General features: G+C 44.1%; 20 protein-coding genes and 1 tRNA gene. 11 read left to right on the top strand and 10 right to left on the bottom strand.

Translation table 11 applies throughout. The features are described from left to right. The first annotated feature begins 1 nt into the window (after nt 1). Both ACGHVY_RS12725 and ACGHVY_RS12720 read left to right on the top strand, forming a co-directional pair. Nucleotides 2-1,801, top strand: a complete 1,800-nt coding sequence (locus ACGHVY_RS12725; RefSeq protein ID WP_308744577.1) for a RagB/SusD family nutrient uptake outer membrane protein — start codon at nt 2-4, stop codon at nt 1,799-1,801. 139 nt (nt 1,802-1,940) lie between these two features. After that, nucleotides 1,941-2,483 (top strand): beta-class carbonic anhydrase, encoded by a 543-nt coding sequence (locus tag ACGHVY_RS12720; RefSeq protein ID WP_390599365.1) that lies wholly within the window; start codon nt 1,941-1,943, stop codon nt 2,481-2,483. Here ACGHVY_RS12720 and ACGHVY_RS12715 read toward each other — a convergent pair. After that, complete coding sequence (locus ACGHVY_RS12715) at nt 2,418-2,693, bottom strand: hypothetical protein (protein WP_308744579.1); 276 nt, start codon at nt 2,691-2,693, stop codon at nt 2,418-2,420. The genes ACGHVY_RS12720 and ACGHVY_RS12715 overlap by 66 nt on opposite strands. Before the next feature lie 101 nt (nt 2,694-2,794). Here ACGHVY_RS12715 and ACGHVY_RS12710 point away from each other — a divergent pair, with 101 nt between their 5' ends. From ACGHVY_RS12710 to ACGHVY_RS12690, 5 genes are all read left to right on the top strand, one after another. Beyond that, the gene (locus tag ACGHVY_RS12710; protein WP_055221928.1) at nt 2,795-3,331 is read left to right on the top strand and encodes a nitroreductase family protein; all 537 of its coding nucleotides are present in this window, start codon (nt 2,795-2,797) and stop codon (nt 3,329-3,331) included. A 2-nt stretch (nt 3,332-3,333) separates the two neighbouring features. Continuing rightward, on the top strand, nt 3,334-3,669 hold the full coding sequence (locus ACGHVY_RS12705) for a hypothetical protein (RefSeq protein ID WP_390599364.1): 336 nt from the start codon (nt 3,334-3,336) through the stop codon (nt 3,667-3,669). A 7-nt stretch (nt 3,670-3,676) separates the two neighbouring features. After that, on the top strand, nt 3,677-4,471 hold the full coding sequence (locus ACGHVY_RS12700) for a DUF2520 domain-containing protein (protein WP_308744596.1): 795 nt from the start codon (nt 3,677-3,679) through the stop codon (nt 4,469-4,471). Continuing rightward, entirely contained in the window at nt 4,452-4,973 is a 522-nt protein-coding gene (locus ACGHVY_RS12695) for a KdsC family phosphatase (protein ID WP_390599363.1), read from the top strand. Before ACGHVY_RS12700 ends, ACGHVY_RS12695 begins: the two co-directional genes overlap by 20 nt. A gap of 79 nt (nt 4,974-5,052) precedes the next feature. Continuing rightward, nucleotides 5,053-5,634, top strand: coding sequence for a Maf-like protein (locus tag ACGHVY_RS12690; RefSeq protein ID WP_308744581.1), 582 nt, complete (start codon nt 5,053-5,055; stop codon nt 5,632-5,634). Nucleotides 5,635-5,692: 58 nt separating this feature from the next. Here ACGHVY_RS12690 and ACGHVY_RS12685 read toward each other — a convergent pair whose 3' ends face one another. The 8 genes from ACGHVY_RS12685 to ACGHVY_RS12650 form a co-directional block, all read right to left on the bottom strand. Next, a complete protein-coding gene (locus ACGHVY_RS12685) occupies nt 5,693-7,897 on the bottom strand; it encodes a tetratricopeptide repeat protein (RefSeq protein WP_308744582.1) in 2,205 nt (734 codons plus the stop codon). A 10-nt stretch (nt 7,898-7,907) separates the two neighbouring features. Continuing rightward, the gene (locus tag ACGHVY_RS12680; protein WP_390599362.1) at nt 7,908-9,092 is read right to left on the bottom strand and encodes a DUF418 domain-containing protein; all 1,185 of its coding nucleotides are present in this window, start codon (nt 9,090-9,092) and stop codon (nt 7,908-7,910) included. Nucleotides 9,093-9,346: 254 nt separating this feature from the next. After that, on the bottom strand, nt 9,347-10,606 hold the full coding sequence (locus tag ACGHVY_RS12675) for a phosphoglycerate kinase (protein WP_308744584.1): 1,260 nt from the start codon (nt 10,604-10,606) through the stop codon (nt 9,347-9,349). A 92-nt stretch (nt 10,607-10,698) separates the two neighbouring features. Further along, a complete protein-coding gene (gene nth, locus ACGHVY_RS12670) occupies nt 10,699-11,376 on the bottom strand; it encodes an endonuclease III (protein WP_390599361.1) in 678 nt (225 codons plus the stop codon). Further along, a complete protein-coding gene (locus tag ACGHVY_RS12665) occupies nt 11,373-12,572 on the bottom strand; it encodes an MFS transporter (RefSeq protein ID WP_308744586.1) in 1,200 nt (399 codons plus the stop codon). Before ACGHVY_RS12665 ends, nth begins: the two co-directional genes overlap by 4 nt. A 98-nt stretch (nt 12,573-12,670) precedes the next feature. Beyond that, nucleotides 12,671-13,690: a phenylalanine--tRNA ligase subunit alpha gene (gene pheS, locus ACGHVY_RS12660; protein ID WP_308744587.1), complete on the bottom strand. Its 1,020-nt coding sequence runs from the start codon at nt 13,688-13,690 to the stop codon at nt 12,671-12,673. Nucleotides 13,691-13,791: 101 nt separating this feature from the next. After that, a complete protein-coding gene (locus tag ACGHVY_RS12655; protein ID WP_390599360.1) occupies nt 13,792-15,405 on the bottom strand; it encodes a RagB/SusD family nutrient uptake outer membrane protein in 1,614 nt (537 codons plus the stop codon). A gap of 26 nt (nt 15,406-15,431) precedes the next feature. Next, nucleotides 15,432-18,425, bottom strand: coding sequence for a SusC/RagA family TonB-linked outer membrane protein (locus tag ACGHVY_RS12650; protein WP_390599359.1), 2,994 nt, complete (start codon nt 18,423-18,425; stop codon nt 15,432-15,434). A gap of 380 nt (nt 18,426-18,805) precedes the next feature. Between ACGHVY_RS12650 and ACGHVY_RS12645 the strand changes: the two genes are divergently transcribed. Together ACGHVY_RS12645 and ACGHVY_RS12640 are read left to right on the top strand one after the other, a co-directional pair. Next, nucleotides 18,806-19,822 carry an energy transducer TonB gene (locus ACGHVY_RS12645; protein ID WP_308744590.1) on the top strand — a complete coding sequence of 339 codons (1,017 nt, stop codon included), beginning with the start codon at nt 18,806-18,808 and terminating at the stop codon, nt 19,820-19,822. 483 nt (nt 19,823-20,305) lie between these two features. After that, nucleotides 20,306-20,518 carry a hypothetical protein gene (locus ACGHVY_RS12640; RefSeq protein ID WP_390599358.1) on the top strand — a complete coding sequence of 71 codons (213 nt, stop codon included), beginning with the start codon at nt 20,306-20,308 and terminating at the stop codon, nt 20,516-20,518. Nucleotides 20,519-20,909: 391 nt separating this feature from the next. Here the strand turns inward: ACGHVY_RS12640 and ACGHVY_RS12635 are convergent. After that, nucleotides 20,910-20,983, bottom strand: a tRNA-Ala gene (locus ACGHVY_RS12635). Between the two features lie 115 nt (nt 20,984-21,098). Between ACGHVY_RS12635 and ACGHVY_RS12630 the strand changes: the two genes are divergently transcribed. Both ACGHVY_RS12630 and ruvC read left to right on the top strand, forming a co-directional pair. Beyond that, the gene (locus tag ACGHVY_RS12630; RefSeq protein ID WP_024988766.1) at nt 21,099-21,401 is read left to right on the top strand and encodes a DUF4286 family protein; all 303 of its coding nucleotides are present in this window, start codon (nt 21,099-21,101) and stop codon (nt 21,399-21,401) included. Further along, complete coding sequence (ruvC, locus tag ACGHVY_RS12625) at nt 21,398-21,964, top strand: crossover junction endodeoxyribonuclease RuvC (protein ID WP_308744593.1); 567 nt, start codon at nt 21,398-21,400, stop codon at nt 21,962-21,964. Before ACGHVY_RS12630 ends, ruvC begins: the two co-directional genes overlap by 4 nt. Nucleotides 21,965-21,981 lie beyond the last annotated feature (17 nt).

Genomic DNA, 21,981 nt, shown 5'->3' with positions numbered 1-21,981 from the left:
TATGAAAAATAGAAAAATATATAATGTATTGTTAGCTACAGTCTGGATTCTTGGAGGAGTATCCTGTTCTCTGGACGAATACAATCCGGGAGGTTCGGATATTGAATCATTGATGACAACTCAAAATGGTTTTCAGTTGGCAATAAACAATTGTTACTTCGGATTGCAGCGTAGTTTTAATGGCAAGCAGATTTATATTCAACTAGCAGAAGCAGGTACTGATTTGTGGACGGCTAAACAAAATTCGAACACGAATGCTAATTACTTTAAATATGCGGAAGGAGGAGCAATGAACTTGAATATGGCTCAAAGTATCTGGAATTCCGGATATGATGGGATTGGTTCCTGCAATTTGGCACTTGCACAAGCTGATAAAGTTATTGACTGGGAATCGGTAGAAGTGAAAAATGCTACTATTGCAGAAGCGCACTTTTTAAGAGCTTTATATTACTATAATCTGGTAGAAACATTTGGTGGGGTTACTCTTGTTACCGGTAAAGCTGAAAGTGTAAACATGGCTCCGGGCAGGGTTGAGCCTTTGGAGGTTTATAAGAATTGTATCATTCCTGATCTGGAATTTGCTGCCACCTATCTGCCTGTATCCCGTCCGGAAGAAGAGGGGCGTGCCTTACGAAAATCCGCTAAAGCCTATTTGGTGAAAGCTTATCTGACAACTAAAGAATATGGTTGCTCTGATTATTTGCAGGCAGCCAAGAATTTGGCAGACGAGTTGATTCGTGATTGTGAAGCCGGTGGGGCAAACCTGGATACTTATATGTATTCTTCTTATGAAGAAGTATTTGCTGATGCTAACAATCAGAATAATAAGGAGTCTATGTTTTCCATTGCTTGTAGTAGCCAGTATGGTAGTGTCAACAAGTGGCAGAACAACTTGAATTGGATGGAATTTTACTGTAATACTTATTATTTTCCTGCTATTGAAAAGACAGAAGATGGAATTAAACAGTGGGGAGGTAATCCCGAAGGTGAATTTATGCCTTCCAAATATTTATTGGACTTGTATGTAGAGGCTGATAATACACTTGACCCCCGTTATTTCGCTTCTTTCAAGACCGCATGGGTAGCTAATAAAAACTTCACTTGGTCTGAAGATAAAATTACGGAAATGGACAGGACCAATAACATAACAACTGCTACGTCTTTGAAAGCAGGCGATGACGCTATCCGTATAATTCGTCCGGAAGAAGCCGGTTATGAGACTTTGAAGGCTCAGAAACTGAGTGCTCCTTATATGATTGTGGACATTGAAGATTTATATGATGATAATGGAAGAGTGAAAATGAACTATACTCGTCAGAACGACGGTAAAAGCGTTTTGAATCCATTTTATTATTTCTATCCTTCCTTATCCAAGTTTAATACGACAAACGTTACAGTATCTAACTGGAGTAAGGGGCGTTATGGGAGCAATGCTTCAATTATAACGATGCGTATGGCCGAAATTTATTTGTTAGCTGCTGAAGCTGATTTTTATCTGACAGGCGGAACTAATGCGAATAAATATATAAACAAGGTACGTAGCCGGGCTGGTGCCTCTACATATAATGGTACAGTGAATATTCAGTATATTTTAGACGAACGGGCAAGAGAGTTGGCGGGTGAAAGTACCCGATGGTTCGATTTGAAGAGAACCGGTAAATTGTCATCGGAATACCTGAAACAAACCAATCCGGATATCGGTCAGTATTTTCAGGACAATACTCATACCGTGCGCCCTATTCCGCAGTCATTTACGGATGTGATAGAGAATGGCGTGAATTATCAGAATCCGAATTATTAAGAAGCTCTTTTGTAAGTTAAAAAAACAGATGAAGATTAATTTTTAATTTATGGAGGAGGGATATATCGCGATGATATGTCCCTCTTTCTTGTTTTTTCTTTATCTTTGTATGGTTACATATCAAATAAAACAAAAAGTTATGTTAGAAGAAATACTTGCTTACAACAAAAGGTTCGTTGAGAACAAGGGATATGAAGCGTATATTACAAACAAGTATCCCGATAAGAAAATTGCTATTCTCTCCTGTATGGATACACGGCTGACAGCGTTGTTGCCTGCCGCATTAGGTATCAAGAATGGAGATGTAAAAATGATAAAAAATGCGGGTGGGGTTATTTCCCATCCCTTTGGTAGTGTGATTCGTAGTCTGCTCGTTGCTATTTTTGAACTGGGTGTAGAGGAAATTATGGTGATTGCACATTCCGATTGTGGAGCCTGTCATATGCACAGCGAAGAAATGCTTGAGAAAATGAAGGCACGGGGCATCAATCCGGATTATATAGACATGATGCGTTTCTGCGGAGTCGATTTCCATTCGTGGCTCGATGGCTTTGAAGATACGGAGAAGTCGGTGCGAGGAACAGTTGATTTTATTGTGCGCCATCCTCTGATTCCGTCAGACGTGAAGGTTTACGGTTTTATTATTGATTCCACTACCGGAGAGTTGACGAGAATAGTATAATTCGTTTATATTATAGGTAATCCGTTTAAAAAAGGACAAAAAATAAGGCAGCTCTTTGTTGGCTGCCTTTATCTTTTTGCGGTTATATACTTTCTTTGACTGGTGCACCCGTTTGTGACAAATAGGGTGTCCGTACATTTCAATTTCAGCCTCCCGGCTTGCTTTACGATTCGCTTTAATGTAATCGTCCTGCGTAATTCGCTTTTTCATACCATGATATTATTTGTCAGTGCAAAGATACTATTTTATTTCTTATTACGCTTGGTTTGCTTTATCTTTGCATACATTAATCAAATGAAACCGGAAATAATATGGAAAATTTCAGTGAATTGATAAAGAACCGTCGCAGTATGCGCAAGTTTACTGATGAAGAACTGACGCAGGACGAAGTTGTTGCATTGATGAAAGCAGCCTTGATGTCCCCCTCTTCCAAACGCAGTAACAGTTGGCAATTTGTGGTAGTTGATGATAAAGAAATGTTGAAAGAGTTGTCTCATTGTAAAGAACAGGCTTCTTCCTTTATTGCCGATGCCGCTTTGGCAATTGTCGTAATGGCCGATCCGTTGGCGAGTGATGTGTGGATCGAAGATGCTTCTATCGCTTCCATTATGATACAGTTGCAGGCCGAAGACCTTGGCTTGGGTAGTTGCTGGGTGCAGGTACGTGAGCGTTTTACTGCTACCGGAATGCCTTCCGACGAATTTGTCCATGGAATACTGGATATTCCTTTACAGCTTCAGATACTTTCCGTCATTGCTATCGGACATAAAGGGATGGAACGCAAACCTTTCAATGAGGAACATCTTCAGTGGGAGAAAATTCATATCAATAAATTCGGAGGAAAATAACAATGGGAGCTGCCAAAGCAAATAACAGTAAAGATACCTATATGGCTACTGCCGTTACCTTTATGGTAATCGGAGCACTTTATTTGATAGATAAACTGATTCATTTTTCTTCCGTCGGCTTACCCTGGGTGATGAATAAGGATAACATGCTGCTATATGCTTCTATTTGCTTCCTTATTTTCAAGCGTGATAAATCCATCGGCTTCGTATTGCTGGGGCTTTGGCTGGTGATGAATATCGGTCTGGTGATGTCGTTATTGGGCTCACTGTCAGGATATTTGCTGCCGTTGACCTTGCTTATAGTCGGAATAATTCTATTTTGGATTGCAAAACGGTAAAGAGATGATGAACAGAAGTATAGAAGACACCCCGATTGTGTTTATCGGTGCGGGAAACTTGGCCACCAACCTGGCAAAAGCACTCTACCATAAAGGCTTCCGCATAGTGCAGATATATAGCCGGACTGAAGAATCCGCCCGTGCCTTAGCCGGACAGGTGGAAGCAGAATATACCACCGACTTACAGGAAATCTCGAAAGAAGCCAGATTGTATATCGTATCCTTGAAAGATGCTGCTTTTGTAGAGCTATTGCCCCAGATAACGGAGGGCAAACCGAACGCCTTGTTGGTACACACGGCAGGAAGTATCCCGATGAGTATTTGGGAAGGATATACGGAGCGCTACGGAGTGTTCTATCCGATGCAGACATTCAGCAAACAGCGTGAAGTCAAATTTCAAGAGATACCCTTCTTTATTGAAGCCATAAGGCCGGAAGATGCGGAACTTCTGAAAGCTATCGCCGCCACTCTTTCGGAGAATGTTTATGAAGCCACTTCCGAACAGCGTAAGAGCCTTCACCTGGCTGCTGTTTTCATCTGTAACTTCACTAATCATATGTATGCGCTGGCAGCGGAATTGCTTGAGAAATATAACCTGCCTTTCGATGTCATGCTTCCGCTGATTGATGAAACGGCGCGTAAAGTACACGAACTGGCACCTCGTGATGCACAAACCGGGCCGGCTGTACGTTATGATGAAAATGTGATAAGCAATCATCTTGCGATGTTGGCGGACTCTCCGGCATTACAGGAAATATATAAACTAATGAGTAAAAGTATCCATGAGCACCATCAATTATGATTTATCCCGTATCAAGGCATTAGCTTTTGATGTGGACGGAGTATTGAGTTCAACCACAGTTCCGCTGCACCCTTCAGGTGAGCCGATGCGTACTGTGAATATCAAGGACGGATATGCTATCCAACTGGCTGTGAAAAAAGGGCTTTATATTGCCATCATCACCGGTGGGCGGACAGAGGCGGTACGCATCCGTTTTGAAGGCTTGGGAGTGAAGGACTTATATATGGGCTCTGCGGTGAAGATACACGATTATCGTGCCTTCCGTGACAAATACGGATTGGCTGACGATGAAATATTATATATGGGAGATGACGTACCCGATATTGAAGTGATGCGGGAATGTGGGCTTCCCTGCTGTCCGAAGGATGCCGTGCCGGAAGTGAAATCCGTTGCGAAGTACATCTCTTATGCGGACGGTGGCTGTGGCTGTGGGCGTGATGTTGTGGAGCAAGTCTTGAAAGCTCATGGCTTGTGGATGGCACAAGACGCCTTTGGCTGGTGATAAAATTAATGATATGATTGGTATCAACAAACAGTATTTCCAATCATGAATAGTAAATTATCCAATCGTAAATGAAACAATGCTTGATAATCTAAAGAAATATCAGATCATACTGGCCTCCAATTCACCTCGTAGAAAAGAGTTGATGTCGGGCTTGGGAGTAGATTATATAGTCAGGACATTACCTGATGTAGATGAGTCCTATCCCGATACCTTGGCAGGTGCGGAGATACCGGAATTTATCGCCCGTGAAAAAGCTGACGCCTATCGTGCTATGATGCAACCGGGCGAATTGTTGGTGACGGCGGATACCATCGTCTGGTTGGACGGGAAAGTCCTGGGTAAGCCGGAAGGTAGGGAAGGGGCTGTTGAGATGCTTCGTACGCTTTCGGGAAAATCCCATCAGGTCTTCACGGGTGTTTGCCTGACCACTACCGAATGGCAAAAGAGCTTTACCGCCTCTTCCGATGTACAGTTCGATGTCTTGTCCGAAGATGAAATCCAGTATTATGTTGACCGTTACCAGCCTATGGATAAGGCAGGCGCTTATGGTGTTCAGGAATGGATTGGTTATATCGGAGTAAAATCTATTTCCGGCAGCTTCTACAATATAATGGGACTCCCCATACAAAAACTGTACGGGGAGCTAAAGAAATTATAGTTAATAAGTTGATCCCGAACCTCAGGAAGAAATCCTGTATCTCAGGAAAGGCGGAAAACTAGATTAAATCCAGCATCAAAGGGATATCCTCTTCTCGAACACCCTGTTTGAGGAGAGATTCCTCATCTTTATGGAACATTTCAAGGAACCGTTCCCGGTTTCCGCTGGCTGTAATCGCCTTTCCGTAGAAAACAGCCGCCTTCTGGATATCTCCCATCACCCAGGCAACGTGTCCGGCGTTCATATAGTCGATAGCCAATGGCTTCTGTTCGATGATTTTCTCGTAATACTTCATCGCTTGTTCGTATTTTTGGCTGATGAATGAACACCATCCGATGCCACGCCATGCTTTTACACAGTTGTTTTCGATGAAATCCAGTTTGAAGAAATAATTCAGCGCTTCCTCATATTGTCCCATTTCAGCCAGACAGCTACCGATGTGGAAAGTAACATTCACATCTTCCGGTGCAATCTCTTCCACCTTTTTATAATAGGTGAGAGCCGCTTGGTAATTTCTGTTTAACCGATAGCAAATAGCCAAGTGGCGATTGTTCCAGATATTATCCGGCTTCAATGTATCAGCCTTCAGATAGGCTTGGATAGCTTCTGCGTATTTCTTTCTTTTCTGTAGCGCATATCCGAATTTCTGATAATACTCCGCACAGTCTTCTTCAAACTCACCGATAGCCTCCAACTCCTCAAAAATCTCGATAGCCTCATCCCAACGTTCTTTTGACAAATAGAAATCGGCAATAGGGAATAAAACATCTTCCCAAGACAATATATTGTCGAGTGCGGGAACATGATGGAGATCGAGCTTCTCTTTAAAAATATCCCTGAACTCCTTGCGGCGTACACTGAGCTTGAAGAAACGGTAAAGGTCATGCAGATACTGGTTGCTGACTGTCCCCGGACGTTCATTGAACCGCTTCATTGTCTCGGCGTTCGATTTTTCTGCCAATTCAGCCACCTGCTGTTCGTTGAGCTGGCTCAACATCATATCCTGCTGCATCTGTGGCAACTGGTGGATGGTAAAGAACAACGAATATTTGTCACTATTGCTGAAAAATCCCGACTGGAGAATCAAATCCAGTAAGCTGCTTCCCTGGTTTCCCGTTTGTTTCAGTGATTTAAGCACATTAGACTGCTGCTTGCTGAACGGATAAAACCAGTTCTGCACTTCGCGGAAGAACGGATAATTCTTCAAAGCGGCAAACGTGCTCATATATACATCGGCTCCTTCCAACTGGAGCTCGTTCATTTCACGCAATTTATCTCCCAGTCCCGACTTTTCGAAAGCATCTTCCCAATCCGGGTTCTTGTCATCATTCTCTTCGTCATTTTCCTCAAAGCCGAACCTCATATTCTTCATCGAAGAAACATTCTTCAGCATTTCGGGAATAATCTCTTCCCGCATCTTCTTGTCGATTTTCTCCGTCTCCTGACACAGTAGCATCTGGCGATAGATACGTGCGACGTCATCGATGAAGGAAGGGATTTCTTCCATGAGATCCACCCGCTTGATAAGTTCCGGATAGAAAGTGAGCCGGTTTCTGTAAATGTGGAAAATAATCATCGCACCTACTAATGCCCGCTGGCTGACATTGACATTCGGATGGCGGTATGCGTCGAGCAGCCACATGATTTTCCGCATATCGAAACAGTCCATCAAGCTCAATGTGACAGCACTGACGAACAGGCATAAATCGTCCCCCGGAAGTAATTCCGATGCCAGCATGGCTTGTGCTTCTTCTTCGTCCTGTGTAGTCCATGAACTGTTTGTCCATGTTCTTATAAACATAAATTTGAGTGTATCTTCATGTCGTTTCAGAACTTCATCCATCTTTTCGTCAGATAGTAATCCGCTGACTGCCAAGTCGTCATTAAATGACTCCAATATATGAAGTATTGTTTTAATACCGTAGCCCGACAATTCCGGTGATACGGGAGTGCGGCGCACCTCATGGTAATATCTTGATGAAGCGTTATCCAACATGAGCAGCCGCGATTGGTCGGCGATACCCCATGTGTCCGCCACCATTTTCTGAAACAGATTCCACCGTTCCGGGTCGTTTGCGCCTTGTCTCATATAGTCCAGCATGTACTTGTATGAGGTCTGCAATTGCTCCAGGCGGGTACGTAAATCCCAGTCGGGACACTGCCACAACAAGGATTCCAGTTGCATCAAGGCTTCCTTGAGCCTTTTATCTTCAAGTAAGGTACGTATATATGCGTATTGTTCATTAATCGTTTTTTCGTTCATTGTGATTTAATTATTTATTTTTTCCAATCCAGGTCAGGCGTTTCCAAAGACCTTCAAAAGGGCCGTGTTTATGATGGCGGAGCCACCACGAACAGAATACCATTTGTAATAGAACAAAAAGGATGCCAAAAAGGAAACTGTATGTAATTCCTAAATACCGTCCCAGTTCGAATCCCCAATGATAGAACAAAAGCGAACCGAAAATTGATTGTCCGAGATAGTTAGTTAAGCTCATTTTTCCATAAGTTGTGAAACGCATGAAGAAACTACGGTCTTTCACGTGATAGAAAGTCAGCAATAATCCCGTCACCAGCAATACCATAAAGCTGAGGTTGCTGAATGAACTTAGGATAAGCTGCAACGGTACAAGTATGGCACTCCGTTCTATAAACTCCGGCAACATATTGTTGATTCCGTAGATAGGGAAGAAGCAGAGAAGGGAGAAAGCCAGTGCCTTCAGCCATAAGCGTTCGTTCTTTTCGCTGTACAGGAAATATTGGCGGCGCCCTACAAGCATACCGAACAGAAATAATCCCGGTGTTTGCAGGATGCGTCCGTGTTCCAGCGCCCAAGTCATATTGGCTAGCTGCCCTTCCCACATATTCATACGAACCGTTTCGAGGAATGTCCCGTTCTTCTGCACATCGAACGCGATGCCGAAATAATAACGTGCAAGGCTTTCTCCTGCCACATAGTCAGGATTGCATACAGCATAAATCAGTTTCACCCAGTCGATGGGCTGAAGAATAAGCAAGGTGGCGAAGATGAGGACAGTACGGTCGCTCATCCGGCAGAATATCGGCAGGATAATTCCAAGAATGGCATACATCGTCAATATCTCTCCGGTGAAGAAAGCCGCGTTTAACTGTCCGATAATAAACAGAATGAATAATCTCCATAAGAACCGCAGGCGGAAATCCTTTCCTCTCCGCTGCTGGTTATTGTCTTGGATATAGAAGCTAAAACCGAAAAGCAGGGCGAATACCGCATACGCTTTATTGCTGAATGCGAAGAATAATCCTCTCCAGATGGCTTGGTCGGTGAAGTTCATCCATTCAAAAGGAACCTCTTTCGGAAAAGAGTAGAAATTGAAATGTTCGATACTGTGCAAGAGGATAATTCCCATTACTGCTAATCCCCTTAATACGTCGGCAACGTCAACTCGGGCGTTTGGTTCGGCGATTTTGTGTTCCATGATTTTTAGTTTCTGTTATTAATAGGTTTGTATTCTATTTATCTTATCTCCGGTATTACCTCTGATTTAAGCGGTGCTTGGAATAAAAACTGTATTACACGCCTGCAATGTAGTTATTCTGTTTGAAATCGACAGCTTTATTCGGGGTAAGTGGTTGTATTTGATTATGGTTGATACTTATCAAACAAGGGCAACTCTTTTCACAAAGAATTGCCCTTTTATTTCACTATTGTAAAAATTAGCTATAAACTTTCTTATTCTTGAATAGCAGCGATACCCGGAAGAACTTTTCCTTCGATTGCTTCAAGCAATGCGCCGCCACCAGTTGAAACATAAGATACGCCGCTAGCCAGGCCGAACTTGTTGACACAAGCTACGGAGTCGCCGCCACCAACGAGTGAGAATGCACCGTTCTTGGTTGCTTCAACGATAGCTTCTCCTACTGCACGTGAACCGTGAGTGAAGTTTTCAAATTCGAATACGCCTGTAGGACCGTTCCAAAGGATCGTCTTTGATTCTTTGATAACGTTAGCGAATATTTCTTCAGTCTTAGGACCGATGTCAAGACCTTCCCATCCGTCAGGAATTTCGTCAACCGGACAGAATTTTGTATTTGCTTCGTTAGAGAAAGCATCAGCGATTTTAGCGTCGACAGCCAAGACAAGGTTAACGCCTTTTTCTTTCGCTTTCTTGATCAAGTCCAAAGCCAGGTCAAGCTTGTCGTCCTCGCAGATAGAGATACCGATCTTACCGCCCATTGCTTTAGTAAATGTATAAGTCATACCGCCTGCGATAATCAGGTTGTCTACCTTGTTCAACAGGTTTTCGATGATTTCGATTTTGGAAGAAACTTTAGAGCCACCCATGATAGCAGTGAACGGACGTTTGATGTCGTTCAGCACTTTATCGACAGCCTTTACTTCTTTCTCCATCAAGTAACCGAACATCTTGTTGTTTACGTCGAAATATTTAGCGATCAATGCTGTGGAGGCATGAGCACGGTGAGCAGTACCGAATGCATCGTTAACGTAGCAGTCAGCGTAAGAAGCCAATTTCTTGGTGAATTCTTTCTGGCTTTCTTTTACAGCTTTCTTAGCAGCAGCTTTTTCTTCGTCAGTTGCGTCTTCAGCCAGACCTCTTGGCTTGCCTTCTTCTTCAGCGTAGAAGCGAAGATTTTCGAGCAACAGCACTTCGCCCGGTTGCAGAGCAGCAGCCTTTACAGCAGCTTCTTCACCCATGCAGTCATTAGCAAACTGAACTTCAACGCCCAGTAATTCAGACAGGTGCTTGATGATATGCTTCAAGGAGAATTTATCGGCAACGCCTTTCGGACGGCCCAGGTGAGAGCCAATGATGATGCTACCGCCGTCTGCCAGGATCTTCTTCAAAGTAGGAAGAGCTGCACGCATACGAGTGTCATCTGTAATGTTGAAGTTTTCGTCCAGGGGTACATTGAAGTCCACGCGAACAAATGCCTTTTTACCGGCAAAATTGAATTTGTCAATTGTCTGCATAATACTCTATTTTTATTTAAAAGTGTTTTAAAATTCTTCTTTTAGAACGACCGCAAAGTTACTATTTATTTCGGTTCCCTGCTATTAAATCGTTATTTATTCTTGCCTTTTGATGCCTCTTTTGTAACTTTATACGTGTTACAGAAATATTTGCACATCATTTGCAAACCACAGGTGTCACATTTCGGAGTGCGTGCCTGGCAAATATAACGACCGTGCAGGATGAGCCAGTGATGAGCGATCGGTACAAGTTTTTCCGGGATATTCTTCATCAGTTCCTTTTCTACACTGAACGGAGTCGTACAACTGTCCGGCACCAGCCCGATACGGTGGCTGACGCGAAACACATGTGTATCAACCGCCATTGCCGCCTTGTTGAACACCACGGACTGAATGACATTCGCCGTCTTTCTTCCCACACCGGGCAGTTTTATCAAGTCGTCCATATTGTCCGGCACCTGGCTATTGAAGTCATTGACCAGCATCTTTGCCATGCCGACCAGATGTTTCGCCTTATTATTCGGATAAGACACACTCCGTATATATTCAAAAACTACTTCCGGAGTAGTGGCAGCCAATGCTTCCGGAGTCGGAAAATCTCTGTACAGGGGCGGGGTGATCATATTCACCCGCTTGTCTGTACATTGTGCGGAAAGGATTACGGCAATCAATAATTCATACGGATTGTTGTAATGTAATTCTGTTTCGGCCACAGGCACATTTTCCTGAAACCAGGCGATTACTTTCTCATAACGTTCTTTCTTTCTCATCGTAGTTTGTTTTTATGGTAATGAGGCGTTACTTTGATCTTGAAATAGATAGCGGAAACCACCGTCAGGCAGGCTCCGAAAAGATAAGCTTTGTCAAATGTGCTGATTTCTGCGATATACCCTCCGGTCAGCATCCCGATACCGATTCCCACGTCCCAGGAAGTAAGATAGGTAGAAGTCGCCGTACCCCGTTGATTGTTAGGGGCGAGATTCACGAACAACGTATTGAATGCCGGAAACATAATTCCGAACCCAACGCCCATCAGCAATGCGATGCCGAAAAACAAAACCGTGCATACGGTATCATTCCACTTAATCAGATACACGCAGCCCGAAAGCAGGAAAAAGCTGAACACAACCAGATACAATCCGGCAGCTATCACCTGCGTTATTTTCCCCCTGTCTACCAGCTTGCCAGAGAATATCCGTGAGATAGCCATGCCGACCGCCATAAAAGTAAAGAAGAATCCCGTTTGTGCATGGATACCTATCTCATGGGCATACATCGCCACATAATTGGTTGTCATGCCGTAAGGAATGGAAAGAAGCAGCAAGCTAAGTCCCGCCGGCATCCCTTTCAGCAGGATAAAGCGGTCGAGTGAAATCGGTTCCCTTTTCACAGGGGGCTTATAAGGCGTTTTTATCAGACTTGCACATAGAAAACCTAAGATACAAGAACCGAACGCATAGCAGAATATCGTTGCAAAGGAAACTCCTGCATCATGCAGGAATAATCCGAACATCGGCCCGATGGACATCGCCGTATTGTTTGTAAGCCCGTAATAACCTAATCCTTCCCCTCTGCGTGAAGAAGGCATAATGTCGATTACCACTGTATTTCCACCTACCGTGACCATCCCGAAAGAGACACCGTGAATGATTCGGAATATAATAAATAGGGTGAGCGAACCGGCAATAAGATATCCCCCGAACATCATCATAAAAATGAAGTAAGCGAAAAGATAGAGAGGCTTGCGGGCAAAAGTATCGAGCAGATAACCGGAAAAAGGACGGATGCAGAGTGCCGCTACCGTATAGCAGGAAAGCACGATACCGATAGTTGAGTTTCCGGCCTTAAAAAATTCGGATAAATAGAACGGCAAAACAGGAATCAACAACCAAAAGCCGAAGTAGAGCAGGAAGTTGGCTGCCAAGATGAAACAATAACTGGAAGTAATGAGTCTATCCTTTGCCATGTAGTTAGTGATTAACGGAATAGTGATTAGTGATTAATGCCTGCGGTTGTATTGCGCAGCCGGCTAATCGTTAATCACTAACCACTATTCACTTTTATTTAATATGCCGCTTCGAATTCTTTCAGGAAGCGTGTATCGTTTTCAGAGAACATACGGAGGTCTTTCACCTGATATTTCAAGTTCGTGATACGCTCGATACCCATACCGAGAGCATAACCGCTGTACACCTTGCTGTCGATACCGTTGGCGTCGAGCACGTTCGGGTCTACCATACCGCAACCGAGGATTTCCACCCAGCCGGTGTGTTTGCAGAACGGACAACCTTTACCGCCGCAGATATTACAACTGATATCCATTTCGGCGCTGGGCTCGGTGAACGGGAAGTAGGAAGGACGCAAACGTATCTTCGTATCCGCGCCGAACATTTCCTTGGCGAAAAGCAGCAATACCTGTTTCAAATCCGTGAATGATACATTCTTGTCTACGTACAACGCTTCTACCTGATGGAAGAAACAGTGTGCACGATAGCTGATAGCTTCGTTACGATATACACGTCCCGGGCAGATGATGCGGATAGGTGGTTGTGAAACTTCCATCACGCGGCTTTGTACGGAAGAAGTATGCGTACGCAAAACTACGTCCGGGTGAGCTTCGATAAAGAAAGTATCCTGCATGTCGCGTGCCGGATGGTCTTCGGCAAAGTTCAGTGCCGAGAATACATGCCAGTCATCTTCAATTTCAGGACCTTCAGCGATGCTGAATCCCAGACGGGCGAAAATATCAATGACTTCGTTCTTTACAATTGTAAGCGGGTGGCGTGTACCCAGTTCCACGGGATAAGCCGAACGCGTCAAATCCAGTCCGTCGCAACCGTTGTCCTGACTTTCAAACTGCTCTTTCAGCGCGTTGATTTTATCCTGCGCTTTGTTTTTCAGCTCGTTCAGTCTCATGCCGACTTCCTTTTTCTGTTCGGCGGCTACGTTACGGAAATCCGCCATTAAGTCGTTAATGGCTCCCTTCTTGCTAAGGTATTTGATGCGGAGAGCTTCGAGTTCTTCGGCATTGGAGGCGTGCAAGGCTTCCACCTCTTTCAGAAGTTGTTCAATCTTAGCTATCATATTCTTGATATATTGTTATTCAGTTTCTTGGTAAAAACCTTGCAAAGATATAATATTTATTTCAGTTGGTGAAATCTATATAGACGTTTTTGTAGAGCAGTTTACTTTAGGTTCGGATTTAGGATGGCATCCTCGTAGGGATAGGGAACATACATCTTGCTGTCATCCCATGTGCCCGTAACGGGTACTATTTCTTTTCTGAAAATCTTGGAACCTTCAACCACTTCGATTGCCGGGTTTTCCTTGCGATATTCAAAATGGTCTTTGTACCGGTACATTCTGAACATATCTCTTGCCCGGCTTGCAATGCCGCCCCAGTAATATCCGGCCATTTCCCAACCGTGTTCGTTGTAGGCTGCTTCCGCTAGTTCTTCGGGACTCATCGTTTCTTTATAAATATCGGATTCTTTACCATCAGCTCTGTTACGTACCTTATTTAATACTTCAACAGCTTTGGCGTTGGTCTGTCCCGATCGTCCTGTTGCTTCGGCATACCAGCAATATACCTGCGAAAGACGTATCAACTGGAATGTCTTTTCGCCTGCAGCATTGACCAGTCCGGGATTCTTATAATCAAATTCCGTCCCGCGTACGGCTCCTTCCACAGTCTTCATGAAAACGGGCGCGACTACTTCGCGGGAGGGGGGATCGGTATCGTACCACCAGTCATGCAGCTCACCGTCATTCAACATGATTTTGGGAAAATAAGTGGCGTCTTTGCGCGGGCCTTCCGGAAACTCCTTCCAAAACTTGATTTCCCCGTTTGTGTCACCCCATCCGCCTTGTTTCATGTCTTGCAGAAAGTCGGTCAAGGGGGCTGACTGGTTAGTCTGATCCCTATTGTAATAGATACCTAGCAGGAGTTCCGTATTTTTATTATTGTATTCCCATGAATATACTTTGCTGTATTCGTCCAGCAGTTTATAGTCATAAGTGCCATCCTCGGTGCCGTCAATAACTTCTTTTGCTTTGCCGGCGGCCAGTTCATAATATTCCGTACCCTTGTTGAGCGGCCATCCCGCCATACACATATAAACATAAGCCATCGTTGCTTTCACGGCTCCCCGGCTTACGGCGATATTGAATCCGTTTCTTGCATAAGGCTCTTTGGTGTACTTTATGGGGCAGTCGGTTTCTGCAATTTTCAAGTCGGACACGATTAGTTCATATACTTCCTCTTCCGTTTTCAGCGGAGCGTTGTAATTGATTTCCTCTTCCAGCATGATGGGCACTTTTCCCCAAGTTGTCACCAGGTAGAAATAAGAATACGCTCTCCAGTAATGTGCTTGTCCGATGGCTGCCTTGATTTCTTCATCCGACACGTCGGGAGTGCGTCCGGCATTGTTTATGATAAAGTTGGCTGCCTTGATAACTTTGAAACGCTGTTCCCACATGCTGGACAGCCATGAATTGTTATCCTTTACATCAAACTGGTCATGTTCCCTAAGCGGTTGCTTGTTGCTGGAAGGGTGGGTGGAAATATCATCGCCGACTAGAAAGTTTGTGCCGCAAAGGTTGTTGCTGGCTTGCGAACTTGCTATCACGGAGTATAATGCAGTCAGTGAAGCATCGAGGTCTTCTTTGTTGCTGAAGAAATTTTCTGAGGTCAATTGCCCTTTAGGGTCTTCTGTCAGGAAGTCGTTGCACGATGCCAGGCATAAGCCTGCGAAAACGAATGGCAATGTCCTTCTGATATATTTATATGCTGTTTTCATCTTGTTCTTTTTTATTGGTTCAATGGTTAAAATCTGATTTTAGCACCGAAAGTAATTGTCCGGGGGATAGGGTAGGCACCGTAATCCAGACCGTCGTAGCTGGTATAAACTTCGGGATCCATTCCCTTGTAGCGGGTGATTGTAAAGAGATCCTGCGCGCTGACGGACAATTGTATACTCGCAAACTTGGCAACCCGTCTCGGGATACGGTATGAAATGCTGATATTCTTCAATTTGACGAAAGAAGCGTCTTCCAGCCAGAAGTCCGAGTTGGCGTAATTCTTGCTGTCGGTGTTGGTAAGGCTTGGATAGGTTGCTTCCGCCTTGTTGCTTACGTGATCCCAACCTTTGAAGTAAGCGTCCCGCAGGGTGACGAAACGTGAGTTGCCCGTCATGGATGCTGCCGTGTAACGGCTGATGTTCAGACGGTTGTATCCGGTAGCGGCATTGAAGAAGACATTGACAGTCCAGTTTTTCCAACTGATTGTATTGTTCCATCCCAGTGTCCATTTCGGGCTTGCCTGTCCTTTGATTACCAAATCTTCGGAAGTAGGGTTGGTGGTCAGGCTGCCGTCCGCTTTCTGATAGAGGTTGGCGCCTTTGTCATCGAACCCTTTCCATTGATATACGTAGAAAGAACCCATTGGATAGCCGGGTTTCATGATTTGCATCGCGCCGCCCAAGTCACTATAATTGGCTGTCAGGACGAAATCGCTGCCGGCAAGGTCGGTTACTTCATTCTTTACATAAGCGGCATTGAAGCTTGTTTCCCAGGTTACGGTTCCTTTCACCGGGAAGGTGTTGACGGAAAATTCAATTCCCGTATTGTTCAATTCGCCTTGGTTCACCCAATAAGTGCCGCCGCCGTTGTACTTGGGCACTTGTTTTTGGAAGAGCAGGTCTTTGGTCATTTTCTTGAACCAGTCGAATGTAATGTTGAAACCGCCCAGACTCAGGTCTATACCGAGGTCATACTGATAAGTCTTTTCCCAAGTGATGCCGGGTGTCGGGAACTGGTTGCCCCAATATCCGGTGAAAGCGGTAGAGGTTCCCCAGCCATAAGCTGCGCTCGACAACATTCCTAATGTGCTGTAAGCGGCAATGTCCTGATTACCGGTGACACCGAAACTGCCTCTTAGCTTTAGTTGTTCCAGTACGTGCTGGTCGTTCATAAATCCCTCTTTTGCTATGTCCCAGGCTACTGCTGCGGATGGGAAATAGCCCCATTTGTTGCTTCCCTGGAATTTGGAAGAACCGTCGGCTCTCAATGCGGCAGTGATGAAATACCGCTTCTTGTAGTCGTAGTTGGCACGTATGATGCCTGAAGCCAGGGATGCTTCGGTGTACGAGTTGCTCGCGTTCCTTATGGCTGCGTTGGCGATATTCCAGTATCCTACACTCTCGTTATTCAGATTGGAGCCGGTAGCCTGCAAGCCCGTATCCCATGAACGGCTTATTTCCCATACGGCCATTGCTGTGACGCTATGGTCGCCGAATTGTCTTTGCCAGGTCAGGTTGTTGGTGTTTTGCCAGTAATTGTGCGTATTGCTCGTATTGCTCATGCTGTTGATTGCGCCCGGTGCTTCCAGTTTCGACTTGAAAGAATATGAAGGACTGTGGTCGTAATCATAACCGCCCTGCACTGAGAGGGTAAGACCTTTCATGATTTTAAATAAAAGGGTCAGGTTTGCATTGAGGTTATAGCTGTAACTGTCGCTGTAATTCACCATCAACTCTCCATATGGGTTCGAACCGTTGGCGATGTTGTACGGGTCTCTGTTGTATACGCCGGTTTCCGGGTCTTTCATTTCCATTGTAGGTGAGAAATTGGTGATATGAAGCCAGTTGGCGCCATCGTTGTGCTTGTGCAGACTGCTGGCGTTCATCTTCGCCGATATTGTCAGCCACGGTTTTACGTCTGCGTCGATGTTTGCCCGGATACCGTAACGTTTGTAGTCCGTTTCGATGGTGACGGCTTCCTGATCCAATACATTTCCGGAAACAAGATATTTCACTTTGGCATTTCCGCCCGATATGCTTAGCCGGTAATCCTGCGTGACACCGGTGTGGGTGATAAGGTCAGTCCAGTTGATTCCTTTCGTCCCGTTCTTGTAAGCTTCGAGGTCTCCGGCCGGGATGGTGGACGAACCGCGGATATCGTTCAGTGCCGTTGCATACTCGTATGCGTTCAGTAAGTCATATTGTTTTCTTACGGTGGAAAGACCTACGGAAGCATCGAACGTAATGCTGGCTTTTCCCTCGGTGCCACCTTTGGTGGTGATTAATATGACACCGTTTGAACCCCGCGAACCGTAAATGGCGGTGGAAGAAGCGTCTTTCAGCACTTCCATTGACTGGATATCGGAGGGGTTGATGCCGTCCAGACCGCTGGAAGAGATGATTCCGTCTATCACATACAAAGGGTCGCTGCTTTTATTGATAGAAGTAGTACCCCGTACACGCACCTTCATACCCGCTCCCGGCACACCGCTTGTTGCGGTGACTTCCACACCGGGGGTACGGCCTTGGAGTATATTTTCCACCCGTTTCACCGGCTGGTTCTTGAACTGCCTGGTCGATACGCCCGAAACGGAACCTGTCAAGTCTCTTTTCTTAACTGTTCCGTATCCTACTACCACCACTTCGTCAAGTAACTGATTGTCTTCTTTCAGTATGATATTGAGAGTAGTTCTTTTTCTCACTTTTATTTCCTGCGGATGGTATCCGATGTAAGAAATAACAAGGGTCGCTCCTAGTGGGGCTTCCAAAGTAAATTTACCGTCCATATCACTGGTGGTTCCAGTCTCTTCACCTTTTATTAATACAGAGGCTCCGATGATTGTTTCTCCTTGTTCATCATAAATGATTCCTCTTATTTTTCTGTCGTCATCTCCCTGGACTTCCTGTATTTCCGTAGGTTGTACTTCAGGCATACTTGTAGCCTGCGAAAATAGATGAGATGGTAAAAGAAACATAAAAAGAATACTTAATAACCATTCGTCTTTCCTTATTACTTTCATGTTTGATTAAGTTTAGATTTATTATAGGGGTTGAATCCTATTAATATTTAACAAGTAGCATGCCAAAATACAGTATATAATATGTGCTTGAAGTGAAACTTGTTGATTTTTAGTGATATATAATTAAATGGAAACGAGGTAAACATCTTTGAATTATAGAATGGCCTGTTGTGGAATTGTGTAAAAATTCCACAGTGTTATGTGGCGTATTCCACATTCCTGGGATATAAAGCCGGTGATTCGCTCCCTTTTCTTTATTATGTTTGTCACACAGGGTAAATGTTTGAGTAAGATGTTTTTATTCAACTACATTTTTTTTCATGTGTCATCGAAATTATTTGTATCTTTGCCAACGATACGTACCGAAAATCCGGCAACTTATGAAAAAGATTGTTTTCACTTTTCTGCTTTTGACCTTTTCTTTTCGCCTTGCGGCTCAGATAGATTATTTGGAGCCGGTGCGACCTTTTTCTACTTATAAAGGTGAGTTGGGCGAATATTATCGTAGTGTATTTTCTTTACTAAATACGGGCTTTCAAAAACAACCTTATGCGTGTTTTGTGGCTATCCCTTCCTTTTCACCCGAATATGCGATGTCGGTTGAGAAGAAGAACGGACGTTATACTTTGATTTCAAATACCTTGTCGCGCACCTATTGGCAAGCGGAGAAAGGGACGGTGAAAGTGGAAACCAAATCGGTGGTAATCAGTGCATCGCTTTACCAGTCTTTGGGTGCTATTTTCCGTTTAGTCACGGAGCAGATTCAGGATTTGGATGGTTCCAGTGCAGGTTTGGACGGGGTGGTGTATTATTTCTTCTCTACCGATGCGAAAGGGAAGGAGCAGATGGGGCGCAAGTGGTCGCCCGCCAAAGGAACTTTGATGGAACGGCTTGTATTGGTTTGCCAGTCGGCATATATGTTGTCCAAAGGTGAGAATATTTCGGAGCCGACCTTGGCGGAAGAGGCTGCTGCCTTATTGAAAAAGTTGCAGCAACGCAGCAAGGAAGAACCGGATGCATACAAGAAACCGATGTATGTAGGTATTTATCAGGTGGGTCCCCGTTCGCAAACGCTTTCCGGAAAACAAGTGGAAGAGCTGGCTCATTTCCCGGATATGAGTGCGGAAGAATATATTGCCGAGCAGATGATTTATCCGGCAAGTCTTTTGGAAAAGAATGTCTCAGGATATGTGTTGTGTGAATTTACTATTGACAAAGAGGGAGTTATCCTTCGTCCGCATATCCTTCGCTCCACCCATCCGGAATTTGCGGAAGAGGCGCTTCGTATTGTAAAAGGGATGCCGAAATGGTCGCCTGCTTTTGTCGGGGGAAAACCATCGGATAGCAATTATACCCTGTATATTCCTTTCCGACCAAAGAGCTATCGTGCAAAATAAGTATCCTCTACACAAAGTTTGAAAAACATAAAACATCTGCCATCTGCAACAAAATTGGAATAACCGATTGGACTTTAGATGGTTACAGCGTTGCAGATACCTGTTGCAGTTGTGTTGCAGATAAAGTATCTGCAACATTACTTTTTCTGTTAGTTTATAGTAAGTAGTCAATCATTTGTCGTCGTTATAGGGAAGTCATCAGGACATACGGTCTAATCACCCGTTTCCTGCCAGGAAACTCCAGTTCCAACGGTCGAAACTCTAGTTTCTGTGGTAGGAAACTGGAGTTTCCAAGGCTGGATACTTTAGTTTCTAACGCTTGAAACTAAATGTATCAAGGTATGAGACTGTTTGTTTCAAAGCATGAAACAGAAATTGCCCCTAGTATAATAACAATTCCGCTTTCTTCAAAAATCATTAAAACAACAAACTTTTCTTGCTCCTGATTGTCTTATAGCCATAAACTTTTAAAAATGAAAACTTATGGATGATATGATTAACAGACATGATTCGATTGCTGAAGAGAATATCGAACCGAATGGTCGTCCGGCTACGAACGAATTTGAAGAGTGGAGCGGTGAAGTTGCCGACCGTGCCGACAATGTGTTCAAGAATGATACAAAAGACGCTCCTGTCAAGGATCGTAAGAAACGTATAAAGGAAATGGATGAAGTGATAAAAAAAGACCTTGAATAAAGGTCTTTTTTTATCACTTCATAATGATTTCTGTTTGTATATTCTTTGAAATATTATTATCTGATTCTAGTTTAGGAAGCAGTTTACTTACTTTAGCTTTGTTCTTCTCCCATTGATTGGGGTACACTTCACATCCTGTAGATATACGTACTTGTTCGTTTTTGATTCTTACTATGAAGTAAACCATTGTTGGTTTTGTCCCTTTAGGTTTTACTAGGTTATAGTAGGGGGGGATTTCTTGGACAAAACATTGTTTGATTTCATTGTTTGAAACCATTGTTTCAGTTTTCTTAATAGAATCATTGTTTGATGTTTTAGATTACATAATAGGACGTTATTTAAGTATATAGGCATAAAAAAGGCACACAGTTGTTACTGTATGCCTTATTTGTGGAGCGTATCGGACTCGAACCGATCACCTTAACACTGCCAGTGTTACGCTCTAGCCAGATGAGCTAACGCCCCTTTTCAACCTTATATGATAACGTTTGTAAACGAATCTTTTTTGTTGGCGCAAATATAATGCAATATTCTGAAATAATTGCTATGTTTGCGGTAAATAATTGTTTGAAAAAAAAATATGCTGATTTATAATACTACTTTTCAGGTGGACGATGAGGTTCACGATAACTTTTTGATTTGGATAAAAGAATCCTATATCCCTGAAGTACAGAAACACGGAACGCTGAAAACGCCGCGCATTTGCCGGATCCTGAGCCATCGGGAAGATGGAAGTGCTTATTCGTTGCAGTGGGAAGTAGAGAGCAGCGGATTGCTGCATCGCTGGCATTTGGAACAGGGAGTGCGTTTAAATGACGAATTGACAAAGATATTTAAGGATAAGGTAATCGGGTTTCCGACATTAATGGAGATAATAGAGTGATTCAGCCGGTAAAGGAAAAGATAATCCTGGGGATTGACCCTGGTACTACAATCATGGGATATGGAGTTCTGAGAATAAAAGGAACCAAACCGGAGATGATTGCCATGGGGATTATTGACTTGCGCAAATTTGCCAATCACTACTTGAAACTGCGCCATATCCACGAACGGGTATTGGGCATTATTGAAAGTTATCTGCCTGACGAACTGGCTATTGAAGCTCCTTTTTTTGGTAAGAATGTCCAGTCTATGTTGAAACTGGGACGTGCGCAGGGGGTAGCGATGGCGGCAGCGTTGAGCCGTGACATTCCTATCACCGAATATGCTCCCTTGAAAATAAAGATGGCTATTACCGGTAACGGGCAGGCATCGAAAGAGCAGGTAGCGGATATGTTACAGCGGATGCTTCGTCTCTCGAAAGAGGAGATGCCTGTCTTTATGGATGCGACGGACGGTCTGGCTGCTGCCTATTGCCATTTTCTGCAAATGGGACGCCCTGCTGTAGAGAAAGGATACAGCAGTTGGAAGGATTTTATAGCGAAGAATCCGGATAAGGTAAAGTGACCGTACAGGTTAGAAGG

The sequence above is a fragment of the Bacteroides sp. f07 genome (assembly GCF_042854785.1).
In the GTDB taxonomy this organism is placed as follows: Bacteria; Bacteroidota; Bacteroidia; order Bacteroidales; family Bacteroidaceae; genus Bacteroides.
The sequence above is the reverse complement of the archived record's forward strand: the minus strand, read 5'-3'. Positions and strand labels throughout refer to the sequence as shown.

Bases quoted from the DNA above. Each gene is read 5' to 3' on its own strand.
- ACGHVY_RS12725 (WP_308744577.1), top strand. From the start codon at position 2: ATGAAAAATAGAAAAATATATAATGTATTGTTAGCTACAGTCTGGATT.
- ACGHVY_RS12720 (WP_390599365.1), top strand. From the start codon at position 1,941: ATGTTAGAAGAAATACTTGCTTACAACAAAAGGTTCGTTGAGAACAAG.
- ACGHVY_RS12715 (WP_308744579.1), bottom strand. From the start codon at position 2,693: ATGAAAAAGCGAATTACGCAGGACGATTACATTAAAGCGAATCGTAAA.
- ACGHVY_RS12710 (WP_055221928.1), top strand. From the start codon at position 2,795: ATGGAAAATTTCAGTGAATTGATAAAGAACCGTCGCAGTATGCGCAAG.
- ACGHVY_RS12705 (WP_390599364.1), top strand. From the start codon at position 3,334: ATGGGAGCTGCCAAAGCAAATAACAGTAAAGATACCTATATGGCTACT.
- ACGHVY_RS12700 (WP_308744596.1), top strand. From the start codon at position 3,677: ATGAACAGAAGTATAGAAGACACCCCGATTGTGTTTATCGGTGCGGGA.
- ACGHVY_RS12695 (WP_390599363.1), top strand. From the start codon at position 4,452: ATGAGCACCATCAATTATGATTTATCCCGTATCAAGGCATTAGCTTTT.
- ACGHVY_RS12690 (WP_308744581.1), top strand. From the start codon at position 5,053: ATGCTTGATAATCTAAAGAAATATCAGATCATACTGGCCTCCAATTCA.
- ACGHVY_RS12685 (WP_308744582.1), bottom strand. From the start codon at position 7,897: ATGAACGAAAAAACGATTAATGAACAATACGCATATATACGTACCTTA.
- ACGHVY_RS12680 (WP_390599362.1), bottom strand. From the start codon at position 9,092: ATGGAACACAAAATCGCCGAACCAAACGCCCGAGTTGACGTTGCCGAC.
- ACGHVY_RS12675 (WP_308744584.1), bottom strand. From the start codon at position 10,606: ATGCAGACAATTGACAAATTCAATTTTGCCGGTAAAAAGGCATTTGTT.
- nth (WP_390599361.1), bottom strand. From the start codon at position 11,376: ATGAGAAAGAAAGAACGTTATGAGAAAGTAATCGCCTGGTTTCAGGAA.
- ACGHVY_RS12665 (WP_308744586.1), bottom strand. From the start codon at position 12,572: ATGGCAAAGGATAGACTCATTACTTCCAGTTATTGTTTCATCTTGGCA.
- pheS (WP_308744587.1), bottom strand. From the start codon at position 13,690: ATGATAGCTAAGATTGAACAACTTCTGAAAGAGGTGGAAGCCTTGCAC.
- ACGHVY_RS12655 (WP_390599360.1), bottom strand. From the start codon at position 15,405: ATGAAAACAGCATATAAATATATCAGAAGGACATTGCCATTCGTTTTC.
- ACGHVY_RS12650 (WP_390599359.1), bottom strand. From the start codon at position 18,425: ATGAAAGTAATAAGGAAAGACGAATGGTTATTAAGTATTCTTTTTATG.
- ACGHVY_RS12645 (WP_308744590.1), top strand. From the start codon at position 18,806: ATGAAAAAGATTGTTTTCACTTTTCTGCTTTTGACCTTTTCTTTTCGC.
- ACGHVY_RS12640 (WP_390599358.1), top strand. From the start codon at position 20,306: ATGGATGATATGATTAACAGACATGATTCGATTGCTGAAGAGAATATC.
- ACGHVY_RS12630 (WP_024988766.1), top strand. From the start codon at position 21,099: ATGCTGATTTATAATACTACTTTTCAGGTGGACGATGAGGTTCACGAT.